The 23,378-nt window shown below is 71.2% G+C and carries 20 protein-coding genes; 6 read left to right on the top strand and 14 right to left on the bottom strand.

Features of this window, described 5'->3' with window-relative positions; all coding sequences use genetic code 11:
• Nucleotides 1-3: 3 nt before the first annotated feature.
• Nucleotides 4-615: a GyrI-like domain-containing protein gene (locus tag A3Q40_RS10245; RefSeq protein ID WP_068105874.1), complete on the bottom strand. Its 612-nt coding sequence runs from the start codon at nucleotides 613-615 to the stop codon at nucleotides 4-6.
• A 252-nt stretch (nucleotides 616-867) separates the two neighbouring features.
• Between A3Q40_RS10245 and A3Q40_RS10240 the strand changes: the two genes are divergently transcribed.
• Complete coding sequence (locus A3Q40_RS10240) at nucleotides 868-2,232, top strand: dihydrolipoamide acetyltransferase family protein (RefSeq protein WP_068101998.1); 1,365 nt, start codon at nucleotides 868-870, stop codon at nucleotides 2,230-2,232.
• Between the two features lie 13 nt (nucleotides 2,233-2,245).
• Here the strand turns inward: A3Q40_RS10240 and A3Q40_RS10235 are convergent, their stop codons facing one another.
• Nucleotides 2,246-3,316, bottom strand: coding sequence for a spore photoproduct lyase family protein (locus tag A3Q40_RS10235; RefSeq protein WP_068101996.1), 1,071 nt, complete (start codon nucleotides 3,314-3,316; stop codon nucleotides 2,246-2,248).
• A gap of 148 nt (nucleotides 3,317-3,464) precedes the next feature.
• Here A3Q40_RS10235 and A3Q40_RS10230 point away from each other — a divergent pair, with 148 nt between their 5' ends.
• The gene (locus tag A3Q40_RS10230; protein ID WP_068101994.1) at nucleotides 3,465-4,142 is read left to right on the top strand and encodes a hemerythrin domain-containing protein; all 678 of its coding nucleotides are present in this window, start codon (nucleotides 3,465-3,467) and stop codon (nucleotides 4,140-4,142) included.
• Here A3Q40_RS10230 and A3Q40_RS10225 read toward each other — a convergent pair.
• Genes A3Q40_RS10225 through A3Q40_RS10210 form a run of 4 tightly spaced genes read right to left on the bottom strand, consistent with a single transcriptional unit; the run spans nucleotide 4,063 to nucleotide 13,393 of the window.
• The gene (locus tag A3Q40_RS10225) at nucleotides 4,063-7,407 is read right to left on the bottom strand and encodes a BTAD domain-containing putative transcriptional regulator (RefSeq protein ID WP_068101992.1); all 3,345 of its coding nucleotides are present in this window, start codon (nucleotides 7,405-7,407) and stop codon (nucleotides 4,063-4,065) included. The genes A3Q40_RS10230 and A3Q40_RS10225 overlap by 80 nt on opposite strands.
• A 10-nt stretch (nucleotides 7,408-7,417) precedes the next feature.
• Nucleotides 7,418-8,212 (bottom strand): DNA-formamidopyrimidine glycosylase family protein, encoded by a 795-nt coding sequence (locus A3Q40_RS10220; protein ID WP_068101990.1) that lies wholly within the window; start codon nucleotides 8,210-8,212, stop codon nucleotides 7,418-7,420.
• Complete coding sequence (locus A3Q40_RS10215; RefSeq protein ID WP_201132828.1) at nucleotides 8,213-12,772, bottom strand: ATP-dependent helicase; 4,560 nt, start codon at nucleotides 12,770-12,772, stop codon at nucleotides 8,213-8,215.
• A gap of 36 nt (nucleotides 12,773-12,808) precedes the next feature.
• Nucleotides 12,809-13,393 (bottom strand): hypothetical protein, encoded by a 585-nt coding sequence (locus A3Q40_RS10210; RefSeq protein WP_068101985.1) that lies wholly within the window; start codon nucleotides 13,391-13,393, stop codon nucleotides 12,809-12,811.
• Nucleotides 13,394-13,492: 99 nt separating this feature from the next.
• On the opposite strand from A3Q40_RS10210, the gene A3Q40_RS10205 reads away from it, so the two are divergent.
• From A3Q40_RS10205 to A3Q40_RS10190, 4 genes are read left to right on the top strand one after another with little or no spacing between them, the layout of a single operon-like run.
• Nucleotides 13,493-14,659 carry an NAD(P)H-binding protein gene (locus tag A3Q40_RS10205; RefSeq protein WP_068101983.1) on the top strand — a complete coding sequence of 389 codons (1,167 nt, stop codon included), beginning with the start codon at nucleotides 13,493-13,495 and terminating at the stop codon, nucleotides 14,657-14,659.
• A 25-nt stretch (nucleotides 14,660-14,684) separates the two neighbouring features.
• Nucleotides 14,685-15,395, top strand: coding sequence for a CPBP family intramembrane glutamic endopeptidase (locus tag A3Q40_RS10200; protein WP_068101981.1), 711 nt, complete (start codon nucleotides 14,685-14,687; stop codon nucleotides 15,393-15,395).
• A complete protein-coding gene (locus tag A3Q40_RS10195) occupies nucleotides 15,392-15,838 on the top strand; it encodes an Lrp/AsnC family transcriptional regulator (protein WP_068101979.1) in 447 nt (148 codons plus the stop codon). Before A3Q40_RS10200 ends, A3Q40_RS10195 begins: the two co-directional genes overlap by 4 nt.
• Nucleotides 15,839-15,883: 45 nt before the next feature.
• On the top strand, nucleotides 15,884-16,393 hold the full coding sequence (locus A3Q40_RS10190) for a class I SAM-dependent methyltransferase (RefSeq protein ID WP_157889542.1): 510 nt from the start codon (nucleotides 15,884-15,886) through the stop codon (nucleotides 16,391-16,393).
• Here the strand turns inward: A3Q40_RS10190 and A3Q40_RS10185 are convergent.
• From A3Q40_RS10185 to A3Q40_RS10150, 8 genes are all read right to left on the bottom strand, one after another.
• Complete coding sequence (locus A3Q40_RS10185; protein ID WP_201133061.1) at nucleotides 16,375-17,094, bottom strand: haloacid dehalogenase type II; 720 nt, start codon at nucleotides 17,092-17,094, stop codon at nucleotides 16,375-16,377. The genes A3Q40_RS10190 and A3Q40_RS10185 overlap by 19 nt on opposite strands.
• Nucleotides 17,094-17,498, bottom strand: coding sequence for a DUF1707 SHOCT-like domain-containing protein (locus A3Q40_RS10180; protein WP_068101972.1), 405 nt, complete (start codon nucleotides 17,496-17,498; stop codon nucleotides 17,094-17,096). Before A3Q40_RS10180 ends, A3Q40_RS10185 begins: the two co-directional genes overlap by 1 nt.
• A gap of 44 nt (nucleotides 17,499-17,542) precedes the next feature.
• Entirely contained in the window at nucleotides 17,543-19,339 is a 1,797-nt protein-coding gene (locus A3Q40_RS10175; protein ID WP_068101970.1) for an acetyl/propionyl/methylcrotonyl-CoA carboxylase subunit alpha, read from the bottom strand.
• 105 nt (nucleotides 19,340-19,444) lie between these two features.
• The gene (locus A3Q40_RS10170; RefSeq protein WP_068101968.1) at nucleotides 19,445-20,926 is read right to left on the bottom strand and encodes a condensation domain-containing protein; all 1,482 of its coding nucleotides are present in this window, start codon (nucleotides 20,924-20,926) and stop codon (nucleotides 19,445-19,447) included.
• A gap of 189 nt (nucleotides 20,927-21,115) precedes the next feature.
• A complete protein-coding gene (locus A3Q40_RS10165) occupies nucleotides 21,116-21,535 on the bottom strand; it encodes a SufE family protein (protein WP_235606261.1) in 420 nt (139 codons plus the stop codon).
• Complete coding sequence (locus tag A3Q40_RS10160; protein WP_068101966.1) at nucleotides 21,532-22,419, bottom strand: sulfurtransferase; 888 nt, start codon at nucleotides 22,417-22,419, stop codon at nucleotides 21,532-21,534. The genes A3Q40_RS10165 and A3Q40_RS10160 overlap by 4 nt, the downstream gene beginning before the upstream one ends.
• Nucleotides 22,420-22,463: 44 nt before the next feature.
• Nucleotides 22,464-23,141: a Maf family protein gene (locus tag A3Q40_RS10155; protein ID WP_068101964.1), complete on the bottom strand. Its 678-nt coding sequence runs from the start codon at nucleotides 23,139-23,141 to the stop codon at nucleotides 22,464-22,466.
• Nucleotides 23,138-23,371, bottom strand: coding sequence for an acyl-CoA carboxylase epsilon subunit (locus A3Q40_RS10150; RefSeq protein WP_068101962.1), 234 nt, complete (start codon nucleotides 23,369-23,371; stop codon nucleotides 23,138-23,140). Before A3Q40_RS10150 ends, A3Q40_RS10155 begins: the two co-directional genes overlap by 4 nt.
• Nucleotides 23,372-23,378 lie beyond the last annotated feature (7 nt).

Here is a 23,378-nt window from a genome sequence, read left to right as displayed (position 1 = left end):
CCGTCAACTCCCGGTGACCGGTTGGCGCAGGATCGTTCGCAAGCGCTCGGGGGCGGTACGACGGGCGTCGTTCAGGTAGATCTCGTGGTGGCGGCCGGTGAGCGACCGGCCGCGTGCCGCTGCGTCGTCGTGCATCGCCGCGATGACCGGTCCCTCGTCGTCGTACGGACCGACGTGGAGGGTCTGCACGACCGTGCCTTCCTCGACGGTGCGCAGGTCGACCGTGCGTGGCGGCGGCCCGCCGGCGCGGTCCCGCACCCGGCCGAGCACGGTCCCCACGTGCTCGTCGGTGATCCACTCGGGGACGACGGTGAGCACCGTCCAGTGCCACCGATCCTTGTTTCGGCCCGCGGTGAACGCCTTCATGTCGTCGGCCCACCACAACGCCTCGAGCGGTGGCACGCGGTAGGCGCGGCCCAGCTCTCGGGAGGACAGAAATTTCAGTCCGTAGGTGACGGGATAGAGCGACGCGAGGGCGTCGGCGTAGGACGACGACGTGTTCGGGTCGCCCGAACCGTCGACGGCGAGGTAGCGACGCGCGGGCAGCTCGAGCAGGTCGACGCGGCCGCGCCGGGCGGTGTATCCGGTGAGTTCTCGGCGGGGATCGAACGGCACGGACACCTCCGAACGAGACGGTGCGCGGGCCGAGTCCAGGTGTCGACGGTGGTCGTCCGGCGACGGGTCGCTTCGTGCCCGCGGTGATGTGACGCAGACGGTACGTCGGGTCGCATCGTTCGGGCCAGCGATCGGGCATCGTGCGCAATCCGCTGCACACCTGTTGCGCGAACTGCGTCCCGGTGTTGGAGTTGTGTGGATCACACCCGAGACGATCTCTCGGGGTGACACCGACGACGAGAGGACCCCACCATGGGCGCCCGCAGCTTCCTTCTTCCCGATCTCGGCGAAGGTCTCACCGAAGCCGAGTTGATCAGTTGGTCGGTCGGCCCGGGTGACACGGTTGAACTGAACCAGGTCATCGCCGAGGTGGAGACGGCCAAGGCGTCGGTCGAGTTGCCGTCCCCGTACGCCGGCACCGTCCTGGCGCTGCACGTCGAGGCCGGCAGCACCGTCGAGGTGGGCACGCCGATCATCGACATCGGCGACGGGCAGGACGAGGCCGTGCCGGACGCCACCGTGCCGGCCACCGCCGAGCCGGCCGGGGCCCCGAGCGAGGCGCCGACCGACGCCTCGACGGCTCCTCCTGCCACGAACGGACACGAGGCGACCGGGGAGGGCCGGGTGCCGGTGCTGGTCGGCTACGGCGTCACGGGGGAGACGGCCGGCCGCCGCGGAGGCCGTCCGGCGACCGGGTCCGTGGCCGATGCGGGGCCGAGCGACCACCCCGCTCCGTCGGCGGAGTCGTCCCGGCCGCTCGCGGCTCCGCCGGTGCGCTTCCTCGCGCGACAGGAGGGAATCGATCTGGCGGACGTGCCGCCGACCGGCCCACACGGCGAGGTGACCCGCGAGGACGTGACCGCGTATCTCGACCGGAACGCCCACCCGGCCGACTCCGCCCCGCTCGACGCCTCGGCGCGGGAGACCCGGACGCCGATCAAGGGCGTACGCAAGCACACGGCCGACGCCATGGTGCGCAGTGCCTTCACCGCGCCACACGTGACGGAGTTCGTCACCGTCGACGTCACGCCGACGATGGAACTGCTCGACCGTCTGCGCGAGTCCAGGCACCTCGCCGGTGTGCGAATCACGCCCCTCGTTCTGGTGGCGAAGGCCGTGCTCGCCGCGGTCCGTCGGAACCCGTCGTTGAACTCCGCCTGGGACGAGGAAACTCGGGAGATCGTCACCAAGCACTACGTGAATCTCGGCATCGCCGCCGCGACCCCGCGCGGACTCATGGTGCCGAACGTCAAGGACGCCGACCGGATGAGCCTGCGCGACCTGGCGGTCGCCCTCGCCGATCTGACCGCCGTCGCCAAGGAGGGCAAGACGGGTCCGCGCGACCTCGAGGACGGCACCATCACGATCACCAACGTCGGCGTGTTCGGCGTCGACGCCGGCACCCCGATCCTCAATCCCGGTGAGGCCGCGATTCTGTGCATGGGCGCGATCCGGCGGCAGCCGTGGGAGTTCGAGGGCGAGATCGCCCTGCGGCAGGTGACGACGCTCGCCGTGTCCTTCGACCACCGATTGGTCGACGGCGAGCAGGGGTCGCGGTTCCTGGCCGACGTCGCCGCGATGCTGTCGGATCCCGTGGCGCTGGTCGCTCTCGGCTGACGGCCCGGGCGGCCTAGAACGCGTACCGCACGGTGAGCCAGGGTGCACGTTCGGCGATGATGTCCGTCAACCGGGCCACGGCCGCGGCCTTGACGTCGTTCCGGTAGCGGACGTTCAGCGCGCCGTTCTGGGATTGCTTGGCCTGCTGCGTCTCCGGGGTCCACAGCACTCGTTCCGCCTTCGGGTGCCAGCCGAGGTTCACCTCGTGGAGATCGCGGTTGTGGGTCAGCATGATGACCTCCACTGCGGCCTGCTTCTTGAAGTTCTCACCCGTCGCGGCGGCGATCGAGTCGACGAGCGTGGTCCACCGCTCTTCCCACCCCTCGACGAGCACGACCGGGGAGAAGTTCAGGTGGACCTCGTAACCGGCGGCCACGAAGTCGTCGAGCGCGGCCAGTCGCTCCGCGATGGGGGAGGTGCGGATGTCGAGCAGGCGCGACTCCTGCTCCGGCATCAGCGAGAAGCGGATGCGGGTGCCCCCGCGCGGGTCCAGTGACAGCAGGTCCCGGTTGACGTACTTGGTGGCGAAACTGGCTTTCGCGCCGTCCCACCCCGCGAAGGCACGGATGAGGTCGGCGACGTTGTCGCTCACCGTGGCGTCGACACTGCAATCACTGTTCTCCCCGATGTCGTAGACCCAATCCGTCGGATCGCACTGATTCGGCGCGGGCTTGGGACCCTGCCGTGTCACGTGGCGGCCGAGGTAGCCGACGATCTTGTCGATGTTGGTGAACACCGTGATCGGGTTGGCGTAGCCCTTGCGGCGGGGCACGTAGCAGTAGGCGCAGGCCATCGCGCACCCGTTGGCCGTGGACGGCGCGATCCAGTCCGCCGACCGTCCGTTCGGCCGCGCGGTCAGCGACTTCTTGACCCCGAGCACCAGGTCCTCGGTCTTGACCCGCACCCATCGGTCGATGTTGCCCTCGTTGCCGTGCAGCGACGGAATCTGCCAATGCGAGTCGACCTCGATCAACTCGGCGGACGGGAAGCGGGCCAGCACCTCTTGGCCGCGTAGGTCAGCGATCGCCTCCGGTTCGGCCCAGATGCGGCGAGGATCGAGCAGGTCGTGGGTGCGGGCATTCACCTTTCAGGGTTATCACGGCCCACCGACACCGGACCGTCGGTTCCGACCCGAGAAGTCGAGTACAAGCAAACTGCAAGCGGCGCCGCGCACAGTCCTCGTGACGGCCGACCCGACCTCCCGGGTCCGGCCCCCGACGAGAGGAACCGCCATGGGCACCAGCCCCGCCCGCCCCACCACGTACGACGACACCCTCGGAATGCGGCTGTCGCACCGCGCGATGATCGCCGACGCGGGTCGACTCACCGATCTGCTGGCCGGCCTGGCCGCGGGTGCACCCACCGATGCCCGGCACGGCGCGGCCGTCGCCGGGTACCTGCAGCTGTTCTGCACCAGCATCGAGCACCACCACCGCACCGAGGACGACGTCCTGTGGCCGATCCTCGTCGAGACCGCCGGCCCCCACGTCGACCTGTCCGAGCTCACCGAGGACCACGACGCCCTCGATCCGATCCTGGCAGGCATACGCGAGCTCGCCCCACAGCTGCCCGACCGCACGGCGGCCGCGGCGCTCGCGGGCCATCTCGGACGGTTGCGCGATCTGCTCACCGAACACATCGCGGAGGAAGAGGCGACGATCTTCCCGATGATCACCGGGTTCGTTCCCCTCGATCGGTGGGCGCAGGTGGAGAAGGCCGCCAAGAAGGGTGCCCGGCCCGATTTCGAGATCGCCCGCGCGCTCGACTGCCTGACCGACGCCGAGCGCCCGGCCATTCGTCGGGAGTTCCCGCTGCCGGCGCGCCTGATGATCAAGGTGATGGCGTCGCGGCACCACCGTCGGGAACGGGCGGTGTTCGGGCCGTCAGCAGTGCTCGCGCAGCATGCCTGACCCGGTCCTCCGTCTCCTCGGCGCGGCGGCGATGGACCGCGGCGTCGTCGTCCCGGCCGAGCGCGGCGGCGGTCGCCGCCAGCGCGGCGTCGACGGTGCCCACCGAGAACGAGCCCGCGTCGAGCCCGCCGAACGTGCCGGTGAACGGAAGCAGCGCGTCGTAGACGAGCCGGCACTCCTCGAGATCCGCGGCGGCCGCGGCGAGGTGGGCGCGCATGACCGTCCAGGCGCGCCACGCGTAGTCCCGCGCCGGTCTCGGGCTCCGGCGATACAGCGCGGCAGCGGTTCCCCGGTCGCCGGCGAGGAGGTGGACGAACGCGGTGGGCACCTCGACCGGGAACCAGGTGTCGTTCGCGGCTCGCCGGGTTCGCTGCCACAGGTCGTCGTCGACGACGCCGGTGGCCTGCGCCCGCATCACCCGGCTGATCAGGCCGAACACCGATGCGAGCGAAAGTCCCTGCTCGGCCATGTCGCGGGACAAGGCGTCGTAGCGGCGGACGGCCTCGTCGACGTCGCCGGCGAGGGCGTGAACCAGGGCGTCGAACAGTTCGGCGACCCCGACGAGTTCGAGCAGCTGGGTGCCTGCGGCCGCCGCCAGCGCCCGGTCGAGTTCGGCCCGCGCGGCGACGAGGTCGGCACGGGCACAGGCCGCCAGGAAGAGCTGGAAGTACGCGACCGCGACGTGGTCGCCACGTTCCCGGTCCGCGGCGACCGCGAGCAGTCGACGAGCGGCCGGCTCGCGAGCGTCGTCGTGGTCGGGCCCGTAGGCGAGGTACCCGAAGGCGCCCAACGCTCGGCACACGGCCTCGGGGTCGCCGCTGCGGTCCGCCTCGCGCACGGCGGAGACGGCGTGACGTTCCGCTGCGGCATCGTCGAGGCCCTCCCACTCGAAGAACGCCGCGGCGTGCAGGCGAGCGCGATCACCGGGATCGACGGTTTCGTCGAGCAACCGGTCGAGCACGGCGATCATCGGCCGGTCCGGCTCGGCCGAGTCGCGGAGCGACCACACCGGGGGCGCGGTCCACCCCGTGGCCGCCGCGAACGGTGACCGGCCTAGGCGGTCCGCGAGCTCGATGGCCTCGCGGCGCAGTCGACGCGCGCCGGTGGCGTCGCCCGCGCGCGCCGCCGACCCGATCAGCGGAACCAGCACGTCGTGCAGCAGGGCCGGGTCGGGTGGATCCGCGGTCTCGGCGACCTCGCGAGCTCGGCGCCGAAGATCCAACGACGTCGACCACGCTCCGGCCTCGTCCGCGTCGCGTGCCGCGGCGAGGGCGAGGGCGACGCTCTCGGCAGCCGTGGCCGCCGTCGCCGAGGCGAGTGCGTGGTGAGCGACCGCCGTCGTCTCGGGCTGCGGCCGACGGCGCAGGGCGGCGGCGACCCGCGCGTGCACCCGAGCGCGTCGCAGCCGCGGCTGGTCCGCGTAGAGCACGTCTCGAAACAGTGTGTGCGAGAAGCGGACCCGCGTCGGTGCGACGTCCTCGAGAACGCCGTCGACGATTGCCGGCTCGAGGGCGTCGAGCCAGTCCTCCTCGTCCGTGATGTCGGCGAGAACGTCGAGATCGACGTCGCGGCCGAGGACGGCGGCGCGCCGCAGCAGTACCGTCGTGTTCTCGGGGAGACGAGCCAGCCGTGCCCGCAGGACGGCGTCGATGCCGTCGGGCACCGCGACGTCCGCCTGCCGCGGTCCGTGCGAGCCCACCAGACGGGCGAGTTCGCGGGCGAAGAGCGGGTTGCCACCGCTGCGACGGGCGATGCGGTCCGCGACGTCCTGCGACAGGACGACCCCGACGGCGCGGGCCACCGCCCGAACGCCCTCGGAACCCACCCCGGCCAACGCGACGGTGTCCGACCGGTGTCGACCCGGGGCCAACGCCGGAAGCAGCGTCGGGGTCACTTCGGACGGCCGATAGGTGGCGACGACGGCGAGCGGGCGGTCCCAGAACGCCGCGACGAGATGGCGCAGGACGTGCACCGTCGTCTCGTCGGCGCGGTGCAGGTCGTCCAGGACGAGAACCAGAGCGCCGCCACCGGCCAGGTTGCGCTCGCAGAGCTCCTCGAGGTGGTGAGCGCGCTCGAAGGCCGACCTCGTGGGGACCCGTGTCGCCGTGGGGTCCTGCGGCGCCGCGGGGTCCTGCCCGGCCAGCTCCTGCTCGATCCGCTCCCAGGGCCACCCGGGCGGCGCCCCCGGCACTTCCGAGCACCGTCCCGTCGCGACGGTCGTCCCGTGGGCGCGGACCTCGTCGGCCGCGCGGCCGGCCAGGGTGGTCTTGCCGTCGCCGGCTTCGCCGGTCACCCAGATCGTGGTGGCGCGCGACTGCACCCTCGTTCGCGTGAGCACCTCCCGCAGCCGGGCCGACTCGGCCGGGCGTGCGTCGACGGCGGGCTCGGCGGACGGTCGCGAGCGTGGCACCCGCACCGTGGCCACGGGCGTGGTCGACGGTTCCTGCCAGTCGGGTGGGAGCGTCGGGACATCGACGTCCCGGTGCGCGAGAATGTCGGATTCCAGCGACCGCAGCCGCGGCGCAGGATCGACGCCGAATTCGTCGGCCAGATGGCGTCGGCTGCGCGCGAGCACGTCCAGGGCGTCCAGTTGGCGGCCCGATCGGTACAGCGCGGTCGCGAGCAGACGCACGCTCTCCTCGCGGTCCGGCCGATCCCGCACGATGCCCGTGAGTTCCGCGACGACCGCTGCGTGGTCCGCGAGGCGGAGACCGCACGCGGCGTGCAGTTCGCGGGCGACGAGGCGGAGGTCGTCGAGCCGAGCTGCTTCCGCGGTCGCCCAGGGGAAGTCGCGCACCTCGGCGTAGGCGGCGCCGCGCCAGTGCCCCAGCGCGTCGGCGAGAATCCGCCGTGCGTCGGCCGCGTCGGCGGCCGTGCGGGCGCGGATGAGCGCGCCGTCGACGCGGCGGGTGTCCACTGCGTCCTCCGGGAGGATCAGGCCGTAGCCCGGGGACGCCCCGACCAGCACCCGCGGACGGCCACGGGCCGGACGGTGCGGTTCGAGGATGCGGCGCAGGTTGGACACGTGCACCTGCAGAGCCGCGAGCGCACGCGGGGGAGGTGCGGTCCACAGATCGCCGATCAGGGTGTCCACCGGAACCACGTCGGAGCCGCCGATCACCAAGCGCTGCAGCAATGCTCGCTGGCGGCGGCTGCCGGCCGAGACCTCGCGCCCGCCGACCGTGACCACGAGGGGGCCCAGGACGGAGACCGTGACCGGACCGGAGCCGGTGTCCCCGAGCGCGTCCGGGTGCAGCGTCGCCACGCCGGACAGGCTACTGCGCCGCGGTGACCCCCACCGGCGGTTGACAGCGCGGGCACCAGTAGATCTGCCGCTCCTCGGTGGGGTCGTCGCCGAGGAGACCGAATCGCACGGCCGTGCCGCATCGACGGCATGGTTTGCCGTCCCGGCCGTAGACCCAGAAGTGACGCCCGGCGCGGAGATCCCCGGTGAACGTGCGGGCGTTCCGATCCTTGTTGGCGACGATGCTGCGGTACGACAGGTCGACCATCGGCGCGAGATCGACCTCGCGGACGGGGGTGCGGGGGTCGACCCCGCGGACGAAGCAGATCTCGTTGCGATAGACGTTGCCCAGACCGGCGAGGTTGCGTTGATCCAACAACGCGAGTCCGATGGGTCGACTCGGGTCCGCGGCCAGGTTCGCGACCGCGAGTGCGGCATCCCAGCATGGTCCCAACAGGTCGGGGCCGAGATAGCCCACGGCCTCCTCCAGGGTGTCCAGAATCTCGACCACGCCGAGTTCGAACCCGACGGCCACGCGGTCGTCCGTGGCGAGGACGATGCGCGCCTGGTACGCGGGGCGACGCCAGCGGGTTCCGGGCCGGTACACGTGCCAGGCGCCCTCCATCTTCAGGTGCGAGTGGATGACGTGATGCGCCACCTCGACGGCCAGGTGTTTGCCCACGGAGTGCACGGCCTGCACCCGGTGACCGGAGAAGTCGACGGTGGCGTACCTCGGCACACGGACGTCGCAGACGGTGAGAACTTTGCCGTCGAGCGCGTCGCGGAGGGTGTTGGCGGTGCGCCACACGGTGTCACCTTCGGGCATCTAGGTGACCCGGATCCGGAGTCCGCGCGGGGTGGCCGTGAACCCCGACTCGGCGAGCACGGACGCGAGCACGGTTCCGTGGATGTCCTCGCCGTCGGTGCGTTCGACCAGCAGTCGGTCCACCGACCTCGTGGTCACCAGGGACCCGAGCGCCGCGCCGGCCGCCGACAGTGCGTCGCGGTCGGCGGTGAACGTCAGGATCGACTTGCCGCCCCGTTCGACGAAGAGCACCAGGTGGCCGTCCACCAGCACCACGAGGGCGCCCGCCTTGCGTCCCGGGCGGTGGCCGGACGCGCCTTCGATCTCGCTCTTGGGCCACGGGAGGGCCGCGCCGTAGGGGTTGGCCGGATCCGTCGCCGCCAATGCGACGGCACCGATGCTGCGTTCGGATTCGCTGCGCAGGCGGTCCACCACGTCGGACGTCGAGAACTGAGCGCCGCCGAGAGAGTCGACGAAGTAGCCTCGCCGGGCGCGACCCGAATCCTCGAAACCGGTGAGCACCTTGTACACCCCGCCGAAGCCACCGGGAATGCCCTCGTCCATCACCGACCCACGCGTGACGACGCCGTAGCGCTCGAGCAGGATCTCCGCCGTCGCGTGGGCGCGCACCGTGGGATCGGTGTCGACCTCGGGGACCAGCGCCCACCGACCCCCGACGGTGGGTGGTCCGGTGCGCGTGGGCAGGGTCGGCCGGGCGTAGCGCTGATACGACCGCGCGCGGGGGGAACGCCGGGCGGGGCGGTGACTCGGCGCCGACCGCGCGGTGCCGTGCAGTAGCGCCCGCAGCGGCGCGAACGTGTCGTTGGTCAGGTGCCCGGTCCACACGAGGTCCCACAGTGCCGCCGCGAGCGTCGTGTCGTCCGGCGGGTCGACCGCGCGTTCGCGCAGCACCGTCCCGACGGTGTCGGAGAGCTGCCGGAAGAAGAACGCACCGCCGCCCGACAGTGCCTGCAGGACGGCGTGTTGGAGATCGCTCAGCTCGTCGCCGCGGGGAAGGGGAAGCGTGACCGGCGCGGCGTCGGCGGGATGCAGACATACCCAGCCGTCCTTCGACGAGATGGACCCTTGGCCGGACCACACCACTTCGCCGGTGGCCGTGAGTTCGTCGAGCAGGGCGGGGGAGTAGGCCCGCACCCGTTGCGGCAGTATCAGCGACTCCCAGGCCGAGGCGGGAATCGGGACACCGGCGAGCTGGTCGATCACGGTGACCACGCCGTCGAGTCCGCGCAGCGTGCCACCCACGTGCTGCCAGCGCGGCAGGAATCGGCCGAGCACGTGCGTCGGCACCGGCTCGACGTCCTGACGGGCCGCGGCGAGGGAGCGCCGTCGCAGTCGGCGGAGCACCTCGGCGTCACACCATTCGCTGCCCGACCCGCCGGGACGGAACTCGCCCTCGACCACCCGTTTCGCCGCGGCGAGGCGGAGCAGGACGTCACGCGCCACGGCGGAGCCGACACCGAACCGGCCGGCGACGTCGGCCACCGAGAAGGGGCCGTGGGTGCGGGCGTACCGGCTCACGAGATCGCCCATCGGATCCTCGACGGGTTCGACGAACGCGTCCGGAACGCCGATCGGGAGCGGAACCCCGAGGGCGTCGCGCAGCCGGCTCGCGTCCTCGATGGCCACCCACCACGACGACCCGGCGAACGACACCTCGAGGGCACGCCGGTCCGACACGAGGTCCGCCACCCATCCGGCCGCGGCGTCCGGTGTCTCGCACCGTGCCTCGAGCTCGGCGGTCGTGAGCGGACCGAGCAACCGCAGCAGGTCGGCCACGCCCTCCTTGTCGCGCGCCTTCCGGTCCGCCGCGAGCCGCTGCAGTTCGGTCTCGGTGTCGGCGACCACGGCGGCGTCGAGCAGGTCCCGCAGCTCCACCCGGCCGAGCAGCTCGGCGAGCAGCGAGGCGTCGAGAGACAGGGCGGCAGCGCGACGTTCGGCCAGCGGCGAATCGCCCTCGTACATGAACTGACCCACGTACGAGAACAGCAGCGACGTGGCGAACGGCGACGGCGTGTCCGTGTCGACCGTCAGCACCCGGATCTGGCGCCGGGCGATACGGGTGCTCAGCGCCTCCAGCGACGGGAGGTCGTACACGTCCTGCAGGCACTCGCGGACCGTCTCGAGCAGGATCGGGAACGTCGGGTACTTCCGCGCGACGTCCAGCAGCTGGGCGGCGCGCTGGCGCTGTTGCCACAGCGGCGCCCGCTTTCCGGGGTTACGACGCGGGAGAAGCAGTGCGCGCGCGGCACATTCGCGGAACCGAGACGCGAACAGGGCGGACCCGCCCACCTGCTCGGTGACGATGTCGGCGATCTCGTCGCGATCGAACACGAACAGATCGGCGCCGGGCGGTTCGTCCTCGGTGTCGGGGAGCCGGACGATGATCCCGTCGTCCGACGCCGTCGGCTGGGAGTCGATGCCGAACCGCTCGATCAGCCGCGCGCCGACGGCCAGAGCCCACGGCGCGTGCACCTGCTGGCCGTAGGGCGAGTGCAGCACCAACCGCCAGTCGCCCAGCTCGTCCCGGAACCGCTCCACCACGAGCGTGCGGTCGGTCGGCAGATGGCCGGTCGCCGTGCGCTGTTCGGCCAACAGCGCCAGCAGATTCGTCACGGCGTTGTCGTCCAGACCGCCGGCGGACAACCTCTCGCGCATCGCGTCGTCGTCCGTCGCGGACCGCAGGAAGCCACCGAGCGCCTCACCGAGCTCGGCCGGACGCCCCAGCCCGTCCCCGTGCCAGAACGGGAGCCGGCCGGGTTGGCCGTACGCGGGGCTGACCAACACCCGATCGTGCGTGATCTCCTCGATGCGCCAGCTGGTCGCGCCGAGGGCGAACACGTCACCCACGCGGGACTCGTAGACCATCTCCTCGTCCAGTTCGCCGACCCGGCTGGCCTTCTCGCCGACCATGAAGACGCCGAAGAGTCCGCGGTCGGGGATCGCGCCACCGGAGGTGACGGCCAGCCGCTGGGCGCCGGGCCGACCGGTCAGGGAGCCGCCGTCGCGGTCCCAGACCAGGCGCGGGCGGAGCTCGGCGAACTCGTCCGAGGGATACCGCCCGGACAGCAGATCCAGGGTCGACTCGAAGGCGGACCGGGGCAGCGTCGCGAAGTTGCCGGTGCGACGGACGGTGTCGAACCACTCGTCGGCGTCGATCGGTTCGAGCGCGCAGGCGGCGACGGTCTGCTGGGCGAGAATGTCGAGCGGATTGGCCGGTACCTGCAGGGCTTCGATGTGCCCCTCGGTCATGCGCTGGACCGTGACGGCGCAGTGGATCAGGTCGGTGCGGTGCTTCGGAAAGAGCACACCGCGGGAAATCTCGCCGACCTGGTGACCCGCGCGGCCCACCCGCTGCAGTCCGCTGGCCACCGACGGCGGCGCCTCCACCTGGACCACGAGATCGACTGCACCCATGTCGATGCCGAGCTCGAGGCTGCTGGTGGCCACGACGCACTTGAGGCGCCCGGACTTCAGGTCGTCCTCGATCAGGGCGCGCTGATCCTTGCTGACGCTGCCGTGATGGGCGCGCGCGAGCAGGGGTTCCGATCCGTGGACCACCTCGCCGGAGGATCCGATCTGCGACGGCGGCGCGTGGTCCGTGGGCACTTCCTCGCCGAGCCGCTCCGCGTACACCTCGTTGAGGCGGGCGGTGAGCCGTTCCGACAGGCGCCGGGAATTGGCGAACACGATCGAGGACCGGTGCTCGAGGACGAGGTCGACGATCTGTGCCTCGACGTGCGGCCAGATCGACCCCTGCTGCGGCGCCGCCGAGGCGGAGCCTTCCTGCGGCTCGGTGGTGCCGAGCTCGGTCATGTCCTCCACCGGCACCCGCACGGAGAGGTCGAAGGTCTTGGGGGACGCGGGAGCCACGATGCGGATGGGTGCGCTGCCGGTGAGGAACCGTCCGACCTCCTCGTGAGGACGCACGGTGGCCGAGAGCCCGATGCGCTGCGCAGGACGCTCCAGCGCGTAGTCGAGCCGCTCGAGCGAGAGGGCGAGATGGGCGCCGCGCTTGGTCCCGGCCACGGCGTGCACCTCGTCGACGATGACGGTGTCGACCGTCTGCAGCGTCTCTCGGGCGGCCGAGGTCAGCATGAGAAACAGCGACTCCGGCGTGGTGATGAGGATGTCCGGCGGCGTCTTGAGCATGGCGCGCCGATCGGCGGGGCTGGTGTCACCGGAGCGAACGCCCACCGAGATCTCCGGCGGTGCGACCCCCTGCAGCTTGGCGGTCTGCGTGATCCCGACCAGGGGAGAGCGCAGATTCCGCTCGACGTCGACGGCCAGCGCCTTGAGCGGCGAGACGTACAGCACGCGCGTTCCCCGCGCGGCGTCGTCGTCGGCGGCGTCGCGCTGGACCAGCCGATCGAGCGCCCACAGGAACGCCGAGAGGGTCTTGCCCGAGCCGGTGGGGGCCACGACCAATGTGTGGGCCCCGCTCGAGATGGAGTCCCACGCGCCGAGCTGAGCTCCGGTGGGTGCGGGGAAGGCGCCCTCGAACCACGCGCGGGTGGGCGCGGAGAACCGGGCCAGAACCTCGTCGGACGGGGGTGTGCTCACCGGTCCATAGTGCACCGACCCACCGACACGGCCGCGTCAGATGTCCTCGAGCTTCTCCTCGCCGCGGTTGCGGAAGAACTTGAACCCGGGGATCCCGATGACGGCCTTGCGCACGTCTTTGGTCACCTCGAGCAGCTGGTGGATCTCCGGCGCGACGGTGTCCATGGTGGCCAGGATGGGCATGATCGCCTCCATCCGCTCCATGAGCTCGGGAAGTTGGTCGACCATGCGGATGGACGCGTCGAGCTCCTGCTCGGAGAAGTTGTCCACGAAACGTCGACCGAGGGGAATGCCGCGGTCCGCGATCGGCTGGATGTCGGCGATCATGGCCCGCGCTCGCTCCGACGCGTCGCCGGCCCCGACGATCACCCCCGCCGCGTCGTCCGTGGTCCGTGCGGCTGCCTCGATCACCCCGCCGGCGCGGGCGGTGATCTCCTCGATGGACGTGATCAGCGCGTCGACCCGGGAGAACAGGTCGTCGATACGCGACGGCAGAGCGGCGACGAGAACCACGGTGTCCACCGACCAGGACACCGTCGCCCGCATCAGCGCGACGGCGGTGCCCACGGACGGTACCGGCAGTCGCACGGTTCGTACCTCGACTTCTCGGTCCGCCGTCATCGTCCAACTATGTCATCCCGCGTCCCCGAGTTCGTTCCGGGCGCGTGAGGGGGATCACAGGACCGGGCTCCGCCGCGGGAGGTCCGTAACCTCGGTTCCATGAAGGTCTTCGTCACGGGCGCCAGCGGCTACATCGGCTCTCGGCTGGTCGCATCCCTGGTCACGGACGGCGCCGAGGTGGTCGTGGGCTCGCGGACGCCGGACCGGTTGCGGACGTTCGACTGGCACGACTCCGTCACGACGGTCCGCCTCGACGTCACCGACGCCGACTCCTGCCGGGACGCCCTCGGCGCGTCGTCCGTCGACGTCGCCTACTACCTGGTCCACGCCATCGGGGAGTCGGGGTACCGCCGCACGGACCTCGACTCGGCCCGGCACTTCGCGGAGGCGGCGCGCGACGCCGGCGTCGGTCGCATCGTCTACCTGGGCGGGTTCGTGCCCGAGGGCGAGGAGCTGTCCGAGCACCTCGCCAGCCGCGCCGAGGTCGGAGAGGCGTTGCAGGTCGACGGGATCGAGGTGGTGTGGCTGCGGGCCGCGATCGTGATCGGCGCCGGCTCGACGTCGTTCGAGATGATGCGCTACCTCGCGGATCGACTGCCGGTCCTGCCGCTGCCGACGTGGTTGGACAAGCCCGTGCAGCCCATCGCGGTCGACGACGTCGTGTACTACCTGCGGGCGACGGCGGACGAGTCGGTGCCGGCCGGGGCGTACGACATCGCCGGTCCCGAGGTGCTGCCGTACCGCGACCTCGTCTTCGCCTACGTGCGTGCCGCGCGCCTGCACCGTCTGGGTGTGCCGACGCCGCCCGTGCCCACCAAGCTGGCCGGGTTCGTCATCGGTCGGTTGATTCCCGTCCCCGGGCTTCTCGCCGACGATCTGGTGCAGTCGCTGGTGAACTCGATGACGGCGTCGGAGAAGCGCATCGAGCGCTACGTTCCCGATCCGGACGGGGGACTCACCGGCGTCGACGACGCGATGCGTCGCAGTCTGCTGGGCGCCGGGCACCCGCGGTCGGTGAGCCGCAACCCGGATTCACTGCGCCTCGCGGACTCCGACGCCGAGTGGACGGGCGGTGACGTCCGGACCATCCGTCGCTACGGTGCCGACCTGTTCGGCGAGGACGGCTGGAAGTTGATGGAGTCGCTCGGTGCGGGCGCCGTCCTGTACTCGTGGCCGATCGCGCCGGTGGTCCGCACCAACCTCGACGTGGCCGCGAGCGTGGTTGGCACCGTCTCCGCACGGGTACGGTCCCTCCTGCACCGCTGACCCGAAAGGACGGTGAGGTTCGCCCATGGTGTCCTGGCAGACCCGGATGGAGAGCGTCGTCCGGTCGGCGCTGGTCGACAAGGTCGATCGCGATCACACCGAGACCGATCGCGCCTTCCTGCGACGTCGCATCGTCGTCGGGATCGTGCTGGTGGTCGGGGCGACGCTGCTCGGGATCTCGCTGTCGGTGAAGCCGGGCGATCCGCTGTTCTACACGCTGACCATCGCGCTCGCGCTGGTGTGGATCGTGGGCGGGTTCCTCTCCGGCCCGCTGCATCTCGGGCGCATACCGTTCCGCGGGCACCTGCGCCGCCCGATCCTGACCCCGATCGCGATCGGGCTCGCCGCGGGTGGGGTGTTCGTCGTCGGCGCGCTGATCGTGCGGGAGATCCCTCCGCTGCGGGACTTCACCGCGAACGTCCTCGACCACGCGCGCGTCGGTCCGTTGGCCCTGATCGTGTTCATCACGCTCTTCAACGGCCTGGCCGAGGAGATCTTTTTCCGCGGCGCGCTGTTCGCGGCCATCGGTCGCGGGCGCCCGGTGCTGATCTCGACGATCATCTACACCATCGCCACCCTCGCGACGGGCAACCCGATGCTGGGGTTCGCCGCCATCACGCTCGGGTTCGTCCTGGGTCTCGAACGGCGGGCGTCGGGCGGCATCCTCGCGCCCATCCTGACCCACGTCTCGTGGTCGACGGTCATGGTGTTCGCCATGCCCCCGCTGTTCGCATGAACGCACCGCGGACCACGCTGGACGCCGTCGACACGGTGATCGTCGCGGAACTGGTCCGGGACGGGCGGGCCACGCTCGCCCATCTCGCGGAGAGAGCGGGTCTGTCGGTGTCCGCGGTGCAGGCGCGCGTGCGCCGACTCGAGGCGTCGGGCGTCGTGCTGGGCTACACCGCGCGCGTCGACCACGAGGTGCTCGGGACGCCGCTGACGGCGTTCGTGGCCATCACCCCGCTCGACCCCACGGCGCCCGACGACGCCCCGGCGCGGCTGCGTGAGCTCGACGGGGTCCGCGCCTGCCATTCCGTGGCCGGCGAGGACAGCTACGTCCTGTTGGTCCGGGTGGGATCCCCGCGGGACCTCGAACACCTGCTGCAGCGGATCCGCACCACCGCCGGGGTGAACACGCGCAGCACCATCGTCCTGCAGACCTTCTACGACGAATGAGACGGGTTACCGGACCGGCCGTGGGGGCATACAGCCCCCATGCCGATGAGTTCGACAGAAGGTAAGTCCTGGACCCGCGATCGCGTCTTCGCGCTGGCCGAGGAGGGTCCGGTATCCGTGCTGGACATCGGACCGGGAGTGGGAACGTACGCCAAGCTGCTGGCCGGTCAGCACGTGAGCCGGCTGACGGGCATCGAGATCTGGCAGCCCTACGTCGACACCTACCGGCTGCACGAGTACTACGACGAGATCGTCGTCGGCGACGCCCGGAAGGTCGACCTTCCGAAGGCGGACGTGGTGATCGTCGGTGACGTCGCCGAACACATGACGGAGGCGGACGCACTCACGCTGTGGGAGCGCTGCGCGGAGGCGGCGGGCAAGGCCGTGTACCTCTCCATCCCGATCGTGCACTACCCACAGCACGAGATCGAGGGCAATCCGCACGAGATCCACGTGGACGAGGACTGGAACCACGAGCGCGTTCTCGCCTCGTTCACCGGCATCGGCGCGTGGGAACTCGGCAGCGAGGTCGGCGTCTACGAACGACGGGTCTGAGCGAGCACGGCGCCGAGCTCCACGAGGTCGCGGACCACGATGTCCCAGTCGCCCGTCGGTCCCGGATCCGCACCGTCGGGCCCGTGTTCGAGCGGGCGGCGCACGAACGCCGTCCGCAGGCCGCAGGCCTGCGCCGCCGCAAGATCGTCGTTGTGCGCCGCGACCATCAGGCAGCGGCCCGGCTCGAGGTCGAGGAGCTCGGCGGTCCGTAGGTAGCTCTCCGGCGTCGGCTTGTACGCCCGGACGACCTGCGCGCCGAGAATCGTGTCCCACGGCAACCCCGCGTTCCGGGCCATGTTCAGCAGCAGGGAGACGTTGCCGTTGGACAGCGGAGCCACCGGCATCAGCTGTCGGATCGCCGTGAGACCGGCGACCGAATCCGGCCACGGCGGGAGCGCGTGCCAGGCCGCGTTCAGCGCGTCGACGGCCTCGTCGTCCGCATCGAGGTCGAGTTCGGACAGCAGCTCCACCAAGTTCTCCCGATGCAGGACGTCGAGGGCGGTGAAACCCCGCGTGCCGTCCCGGATCGGCTGCATCGACGGCTGATACCGGGCGCGCCACCGGTCCGCGAACTCGAACGGATCGAGGTCGACGCGATCGGGTGCGTGAGCCGCGAACCAGTGACGTGCGTCCGACGCGATGCCGGACCGCCAGTCCACGACGGTGCCGAAGACGTCGAACAGCGCGACGCGGACGTCCATCATCGGTCGTCGCGGCCGGCGAAGAGGATCGCCCCCGCCGCCGGGATCGCGAGGAACCACAGCCAGGTGCCGGTCACGAAGAACAGCACCAGCGCCGCGATCGGCACCAGGGCCATGACAGCGCGTCGCCAGTCGCGGCCGACGTCGGTCTTCGGCGCACCCGTCTCGGACGAGACGGACGGCGCAGACGCTGCCGTCGCCGAAGGCACCAGGTCCGCTGCGGCGCCAGGAAGATCGGCGAACAGGGGGACCAACTCGCCCCGGGTCACGGCGCGACCGGCCGCCGCCGACCGCTCGTCGAACTCGGCGGGCGACAGGCGCCCGGCGGCGAAATGCTCCCCGAGCAGCGAGAATGCACGTTCGCGCTCCGCGGTACCGATACGCACGTCCGGACTGTCGGCCATGCCGCGAGCCTAGACCGTCCGCCCGATACCGCGGGGCGCACGCGTCACTTCAGTTCGGCGAGCACCGTGCCCTGGGTGATGGCAGCGCCGGGCTCGACCGACAGGCCGGTCACCACACCGTCCTTGTGGGCGTTGACGGGGTTCTCCATCTTCATGGCCTCGAGGACGGCGATGAGGTCGCCCGCGGAGACCTCCTGACCCTCGGTGACCGCGACCTTGACGACGGTGCCCTGCATGGGAGCGGTGACGGCGTCACCGGATGCGGCACCCCCGCCGCCGCCGCCCCGCTTGCGCGGCGTCGGCTTGCGGCGCACGGCACCGCCGGCGGCGGCTGCTCCGCCGGTACCGATCGAGAACGCTCCCGGCAGCGACACCTCGAGGCGACGGCCACCGACCTCGACCACGACGTTCTGACGGGGAGCGTCGTCGCCCTCCTCGATCGGGGCGCCGGCGGTGAAGGGTTCGACGGTGTTGTTCCACTCCGTCTCGATCCACCGGGTGTGCACGTCGAAGCCGTCCTCGGTGCCGATGAAGGCAGGGTCGGAGACGACGGCGCGGTGGAACGGGATCACCGTGGCGAGGCCCTCGACCGTGAACTCGGCGAGGGCGCGACGGGAGCGGGCCAACGCTTCCTCACGCGTGGCGCCGGTGACGATCAGCTTGGCCAGCATGGAGTCGAACTGTCCGCCGATGACCGAGCCCGACTCGACACCGGAATCGACGCGCACGCCGGGGCCCTCCGGGGCGACGAACCTGGTGACGGGGCCGGGGGCGGGGAGGAAGCCGCGGCCGGCGTCCTCGCCGTTGATGCGGAACTCGAACGAGTGACCGCGCGGGGTCGGGTCCTCGGAGATGGAGAGCTCGTCGCCGTTGGCGATGCGGAACTGCTGCAGCACCAGGTCGATACCGGAGGTCTCCTCGGTGACGGGGTGTTCGACCTGCAGACGGGTGTTGACCTCGAGGAAGGAGACCAGACCGTCCTGGCCCACCAGGTACTCGACCGTGCCGGCGCCGTAGTACCCGGCCTCGCGGCAGATGGCCTTGGCGGAGCTGTGGATCGCCTCGCGCTGCTCGTCGGTGAGGAACGGTGCGGGGGCCTCCTCGACGAGCTTCTGGAACCGACGCTGCAGCGAGCAGTCGCGCGTGCCGGCGACGACGACGTTGCCGTGCTGGTCCGCGATGACCTGGGCCTCGACGTGGCGGGGCTTGTCGAGGTAGCGCTCGACGAAGCACTCACCACGACCGAACGCGGCCACGGCCTCGCGGGTGGCGGAGTCGAACAGTTCGGGGATCTCCTCGCGGGTGCGGGCGACCTTCATCCCGCGGCCACCGCCACCGAACGCCGCCTTGATGGCGATCGGCAGGCCGTGCTCGTCGGCGAACGCGAGGATCTCGTCGGCGTCCTTCACCGGCTCCGACGTGCCGGGGACCGACGGCGCCTTCGCGCGCGCGGCGATGTGACGGGCGGTGACCTTGTCGCCCAGATCGCGGATGGACTGCGGCGACGGCCCGATCCAGATGAGCCCGGCGTCGATCACGGCCTGAGCGAAGTCCGCGTTCTCGGAGAGGAAGCCGTAGCCGGGGTGCACCGCATCCGCACCGGACTTGGTCGCCGCGTCGACGATCTTGGCGATGTCGAGGTACGACTCGGCGGAAGTCTGACCGCCGAGCGCGAACGCCTCGTCCGCCAGCCGGACGAAGGGGGCATCGGCGTCGGGATCGGCGTAGACCGCGACGGAGGTGTAGCCGGCATCGGCCGCAGCTCGGATCACTCGAACGGCGATCTCGCCGCGGTTGGCGACGAGGACCTTGCTGATACGAGACGTGGCATGGCTGGGCACGAAGCCTCCTGTGGGGGTCGAAGGGTCACGGACGCGTCCGGACGTGGACGTACGCACCCGAGCGAACGCGGGCGCCACGTCGAATGGACGTCCTCGTATCGAAGTCTAGGTGTGCGACATTTCTCCGACACAGTGACCCTGTGACGTGTCCACGTCGCGACCCTGTGACGTGTCCTCGCCGACCACGAACGTGCCGTCCCGCACCACGCGGGCGAGCGCGGCGCGCAGGGCGGCGAGGTAGGAGTGCACGGCCGCCGTGGCCTGCTCTGTCCCCGGGAACCGCGCCGCGACGTTCACGCCCTGCGGGGTCCGGTGGAACCACAGGTAGACGTCGTGGTCGTACTTGCGGCTCCGCAGCGCCCGCGCCCGGACGTCGGGCCACGTCTCGGCGTCGGGCGCGAACCGCACGTCCATGAACGACACGACGAAGCGCGGCTCGGTGTCGATGCCCGCCGCACGGCCGACGACGTCCATCGGCACCCGCGAGACCGCGCGGGTGCGGGTCAGCTCGGTGCCGGCGCGGAGCACGAGGTCGGCGAACGAGTCACCCGCCGCGACCTCGACATCGACCGGACCCAACCCGACGAACCACCCGAGGGAGGCGGCCCACGACGGATCGTGGCGGGTGTGCATCGGGGTGACCGTGCGGAAGCGTTCCGCGCCGGACGTCGAGTGCGCCGCCGCGGCCATCGATGCCGTCAATCCCGCCAGGAACCCCGGCCCGGCCCGACGGCAGGCGAGGGTGAAGGCCTCGGCCTCGTCGGCGTCCATGATCCAGGCCGAGAGACCGCTCTGTACGACGCGCTGGGGCGGCTCGTCGCCGATGGCGACGGGGAAGGCCGGGAAGAGGCCGTCCTCCTCGGTGAGGAAGTCGCTCCATTCCGCCGCGGCCGCGGCGACGGCGTCGGGATCGGCACACCGTTCCCGCTCGGCGACACCGAAGTCGAGGTAGCTCGCCGTGGGGAACAGTCCGGCGGGTGCGCCCGTGAGCTGCTCGGTGTAGAGCCGGGTCAACTCGTGGGCGATGAGCACGATCGACAGGCCGTCGATGATCGAGTGGTCGGCGGCGAAGAACACGGTGAACCGCTCGGCACCGTCCGTGTCCGACGGCTCCACGGTCGCGAAGGCGTAGGACGGCCAGGCCAGTGGCGAGGTGTACTCGTCGAAGAGGTGCTGCAGATGCTCGTACACCTCGTCGCCGCGGGTGCACTCGTCCTGTCGGATGACCCAGATGTCGGTGGCCCCCACCGGCGCGGTCACGCGCGACAGCTCGCCGGTGTGCGGGTCGACGGTGGCGTTGGTGCGCATCGGTTCGTGCCGGTCGATCCACGCGAGCACCGCAGCACGGAACGCATCGACGTTCAGCGGGCCCGCGATGTCGAACGCCGTCCCGAGCCAGGACTCCTTGCCCGCCGAGGGATGCGCGAGGGTCCGACGCAGATGCGCCTCGTGGACGAAGGACGTGGGTCGATCGTCCCGATGCCAGCCGGCGTTCTCCGGGGTCGACGCGTGCGGGCCGACGCTGGGAATCCACTCGGTGATCGTGCCGGCGGAGACCGGGTAGTCGACCAGTTCGGTGAATTCCACGGGTGACGACCGTCCTTGTCGAGGCGTCGGTCTCGATCGGGGTGGGAGCCGAGACCGGAGGGCTGTACGCGGCCCGCCGGGGATGGTCGGCGGGCAACGCCGAATCGCCCCCAGTCTAGCGGCCGTCCCGCGGATGTCAGGACAAAGGTTGCGTGCCCTGGTCTCGGGCGGGCCGGCCGCAGCGACCGATCAGCCGCGCAGGTGCCGTTTGACGCGGGCCAGCATCGCCGACATGCCGCGCAGGCGAAGGGGACTCACCGCGTCGGCCAGTCCCAGCTCGGTGTAGAAGTCGTCCGGCACCCCGAGGATCTCGTCGGCCGGCAGTCCGTCGAGACCCTGCGCGAGGATCGAGGCGAACCCGCGCGTGGTCGGCGCCTCGGGCGGCGCGCTGAAGAACAGCCGCACCGCGGACCGATCTTCGGCGTCCACCGACAGGAAGAGCGGCGACTGGCACTCCGGCACCGGTTCCATCGCGGCCTGTTCGAGGCCGGCGGGCAGTGCCGGTAGGTCCTGGCTGAACTCGAGCAGCAGCGTGATCTTGTCCTGCCCGTCGACGGCCTTGAAGTCGTCGACGATCTCGGCGAGCGGCGGCGGCAACACGTCGGTCACGGAGCGGCCCCGGGGTCCTCGCCGCGCACGATCGGCGTCCGCACGGCGTTGCCCCACTCGGTCCACGAGCCGTCGTAGTTCCGCACCTTCTCGTGACCGAGCAGGTGGGTCAGCACGAACCAGGTGTGGCTCGACCGCTCACCGATGCGGCAGTAGGCGACCACGTCCGCGTCGGTGTCCACATCCTTGTAGACCTCGTCGAGTTCCGCGCGGGACTTGAATCGGCCGTCGGGTGCGGCGGCCTTGGCCCAGGGGATGGAGACGGCGGTGGGGATGTGACCGCCGCGGAGGGCGCCCTCGTCCGGGTAGTCCGGCATGTGGGTCCGCTCGCCGGTGTACTCGGCGGGGGAGCGGACGTCGACCAGCGGGCCCGACCCGAGGTGGGCCAGGACGTCGTCCCTGAACGCGCGGATGGCGGCGTCGTCACGCTCGACGACGGGGTAGTCGGTGGGGGTGACGTCGGGAACGTCGAGGGTGGTGTCGCGGTTCTCGGCGAGCCAGGCATCGCGCCCGCCGTCCAGCAGGCGGACGTCCTCGTGCCCGAACAGCGTGAACACCCACAGCGCGTAGGCGGCCCACCAGTTGCTCTTGTCGCCGTAGACGACGATGGTGTCGTCGCGGGAGATGCCCTTGCGGCTCATCAGCGCCGCGAACTGCTCGCCGTCGATGTAGTCGCGGGTGACGGGATCGTTCAGATCGAGGTGCCAGTCGATCTTCACCGCACCGGGAATGTGGCCGACGTCGTAGAGCAGCACGTCCTCGTCGGATTCGACGACCTTCAGGCCGGGTGTGCCGATGTTGGCGGACAGCCACTGGGTCGTGACGAGCCGTTCGGGGTGAGCGAACGACGCGAAGGCGGGATGGGGATCGGGCGCGACGGACACGTGCGTCTCCTGAGCTGATCGGGATGGACTTGCCTTCCGCGATCCTAGGTGTCGCCGCCCCGACCCGCCCACAACGCCGAGATGCCGACGTTCACCTCGGCGAGGAGTCGCCGCACGAGCGGGAGGCCGAGGCCCACCACCGACGACGGGTCGCCGTCGATGCCGTCGACGAACCAGCCCCCCAGTCCGTCGAGCGTGAAAGCCCCTGCGACTGCGAGGGGTTCGCCGCTGGCCAGGTACGCCTCCAGGTCGTCCGGATCGGGTGTGCCGAAGCGCACCACGGTGCCCGAATGGCGGGCCGCCCTCGCGGTGATCCGGCCGTCGTCGAGCCGGAGGACGCAGTGACCGGTGAGCAGTTCGCCCGCCGATCCGGCCATCACGGACCACCGGTTCCGGGCGGTGTCGACGTCGTGCGGCTTGCCGACCAGGCTGCCGCCGATCGAGAGCATCGAATCGCAGCCGACGATCACGACGGTGCCGACGGCGAATTCGGGCTCGGCGGCCACGGCGTCGGCGATCACCTCGGCCTTGGCCGTGGCGAGTTCGGTGACCACCACCGTGTGGGCGACGCCGGGACCGAGGGACGTCACGACGGCGTCCTCGTCGACGTCCGAGACCCGCACGACCGGGTCGACGCCCGCGGCCCGCAACAGGGCCAGGCGTGCTGGGGAGCGGGACGCGAGGACCAGACGCACGGGGTGCGCCGGGCTCGCCGAGGTCATCGGGGCGGTCGAGCGATACCGCTGCCGAAGGCATACGGCGAGAAGGCCCGCAAGTCGCGATGCAGACGGGTGGGGTGCCCCCAGGTGTCGATCACGGGCGCCTCGGCCGGCGCCGCCGCCGAGGACGCGGCGGCGAGGACGGTCACCAGCGCGGCCAGTTCGTCGTCGGACGGGTTGCCCCGTACGACTCGAACGGCGGGGGCCGTCGCTGTCTCGTCCGCTGCGCTCACGTGATCT

The sequence above is a fragment of the Rhodococcus sp. PBTS 1 genome (assembly GCF_001620025.1).
GTDB lineage: Bacteria > Actinomycetota > Actinomycetes > Mycobacteriales > Mycobacteriaceae > Rhodococcoides > Rhodococcoides kroppenstedtii.
Note: the sequence above shows the minus strand (reverse complement) of the source record. Positions and strands in the feature narration are given on the sequence as shown.

What these genes read in the sequence shown, in the direction of transcription:
- A3Q40_RS10200 (WP_068101981.1), top strand. Translation starts at nt 14,685, where the DNA reads ATGGTGTCCTGGCAGACCCGGATGGAGAGCGTCGTCCGGTCGGCGCTG.
- A3Q40_RS10240 (WP_068101998.1), top strand. Translation starts at nt 868, where the DNA reads ATGGGCGCCCGCAGCTTCCTTCTTCCCGATCTCGGCGAAGGTCTCACC.
- A3Q40_RS10210 (WP_068101985.1), bottom strand. Translation starts at nt 13,393, where the DNA reads ATGACGGCGGACCGAGAAGTCGAGGTACGAACCGTGCGACTGCCGGTA.
- A3Q40_RS10185 (WP_201133061.1), bottom strand. Translation starts at nt 17,094, where the DNA reads ATGGACGTCCGCGTCGCGCTGTTCGACGTCTTCGGCACCGTCGTGGAC.
- A3Q40_RS10190 (WP_157889542.1), top strand. Translation starts at nt 15,884, where the DNA reads ATGAGTTCGACAGAAGGTAAGTCCTGGACCCGCGATCGCGTCTTCGCG.
- A3Q40_RS10155 (WP_068101964.1), bottom strand. Translation starts at nt 23,141, where the DNA reads ATGACCTCGGCGAGCCCGGCGCACCCCGTGCGTCTGGTCCTCGCGTCC.
- A3Q40_RS10220 (WP_068101990.1), bottom strand. Translation starts at nt 8,212, where the DNA reads ATGCCCGAAGGTGACACCGTGTGGCGCACCGCCAACACCCTCCGCGAC.
- A3Q40_RS10180 (WP_068101972.1), bottom strand. Translation starts at nt 17,498, where the DNA reads ATGGCCGACAGTCCGGACGTGCGTATCGGTACCGCGGAGCGCGAACGT.
- A3Q40_RS10195 (WP_068101979.1), top strand. Translation starts at nt 15,392, where the DNA reads ATGAACGCACCGCGGACCACGCTGGACGCCGTCGACACGGTGATCGTC.
- A3Q40_RS10205 (WP_068101983.1), top strand. Translation starts at nt 13,493, where the DNA reads ATGAAGGTCTTCGTCACGGGCGCCAGCGGCTACATCGGCTCTCGGCTG.
- A3Q40_RS10230 (WP_068101994.1), top strand. Translation starts at nt 3,465, where the DNA reads ATGGGCACCAGCCCCGCCCGCCCCACCACGTACGACGACACCCTCGGA.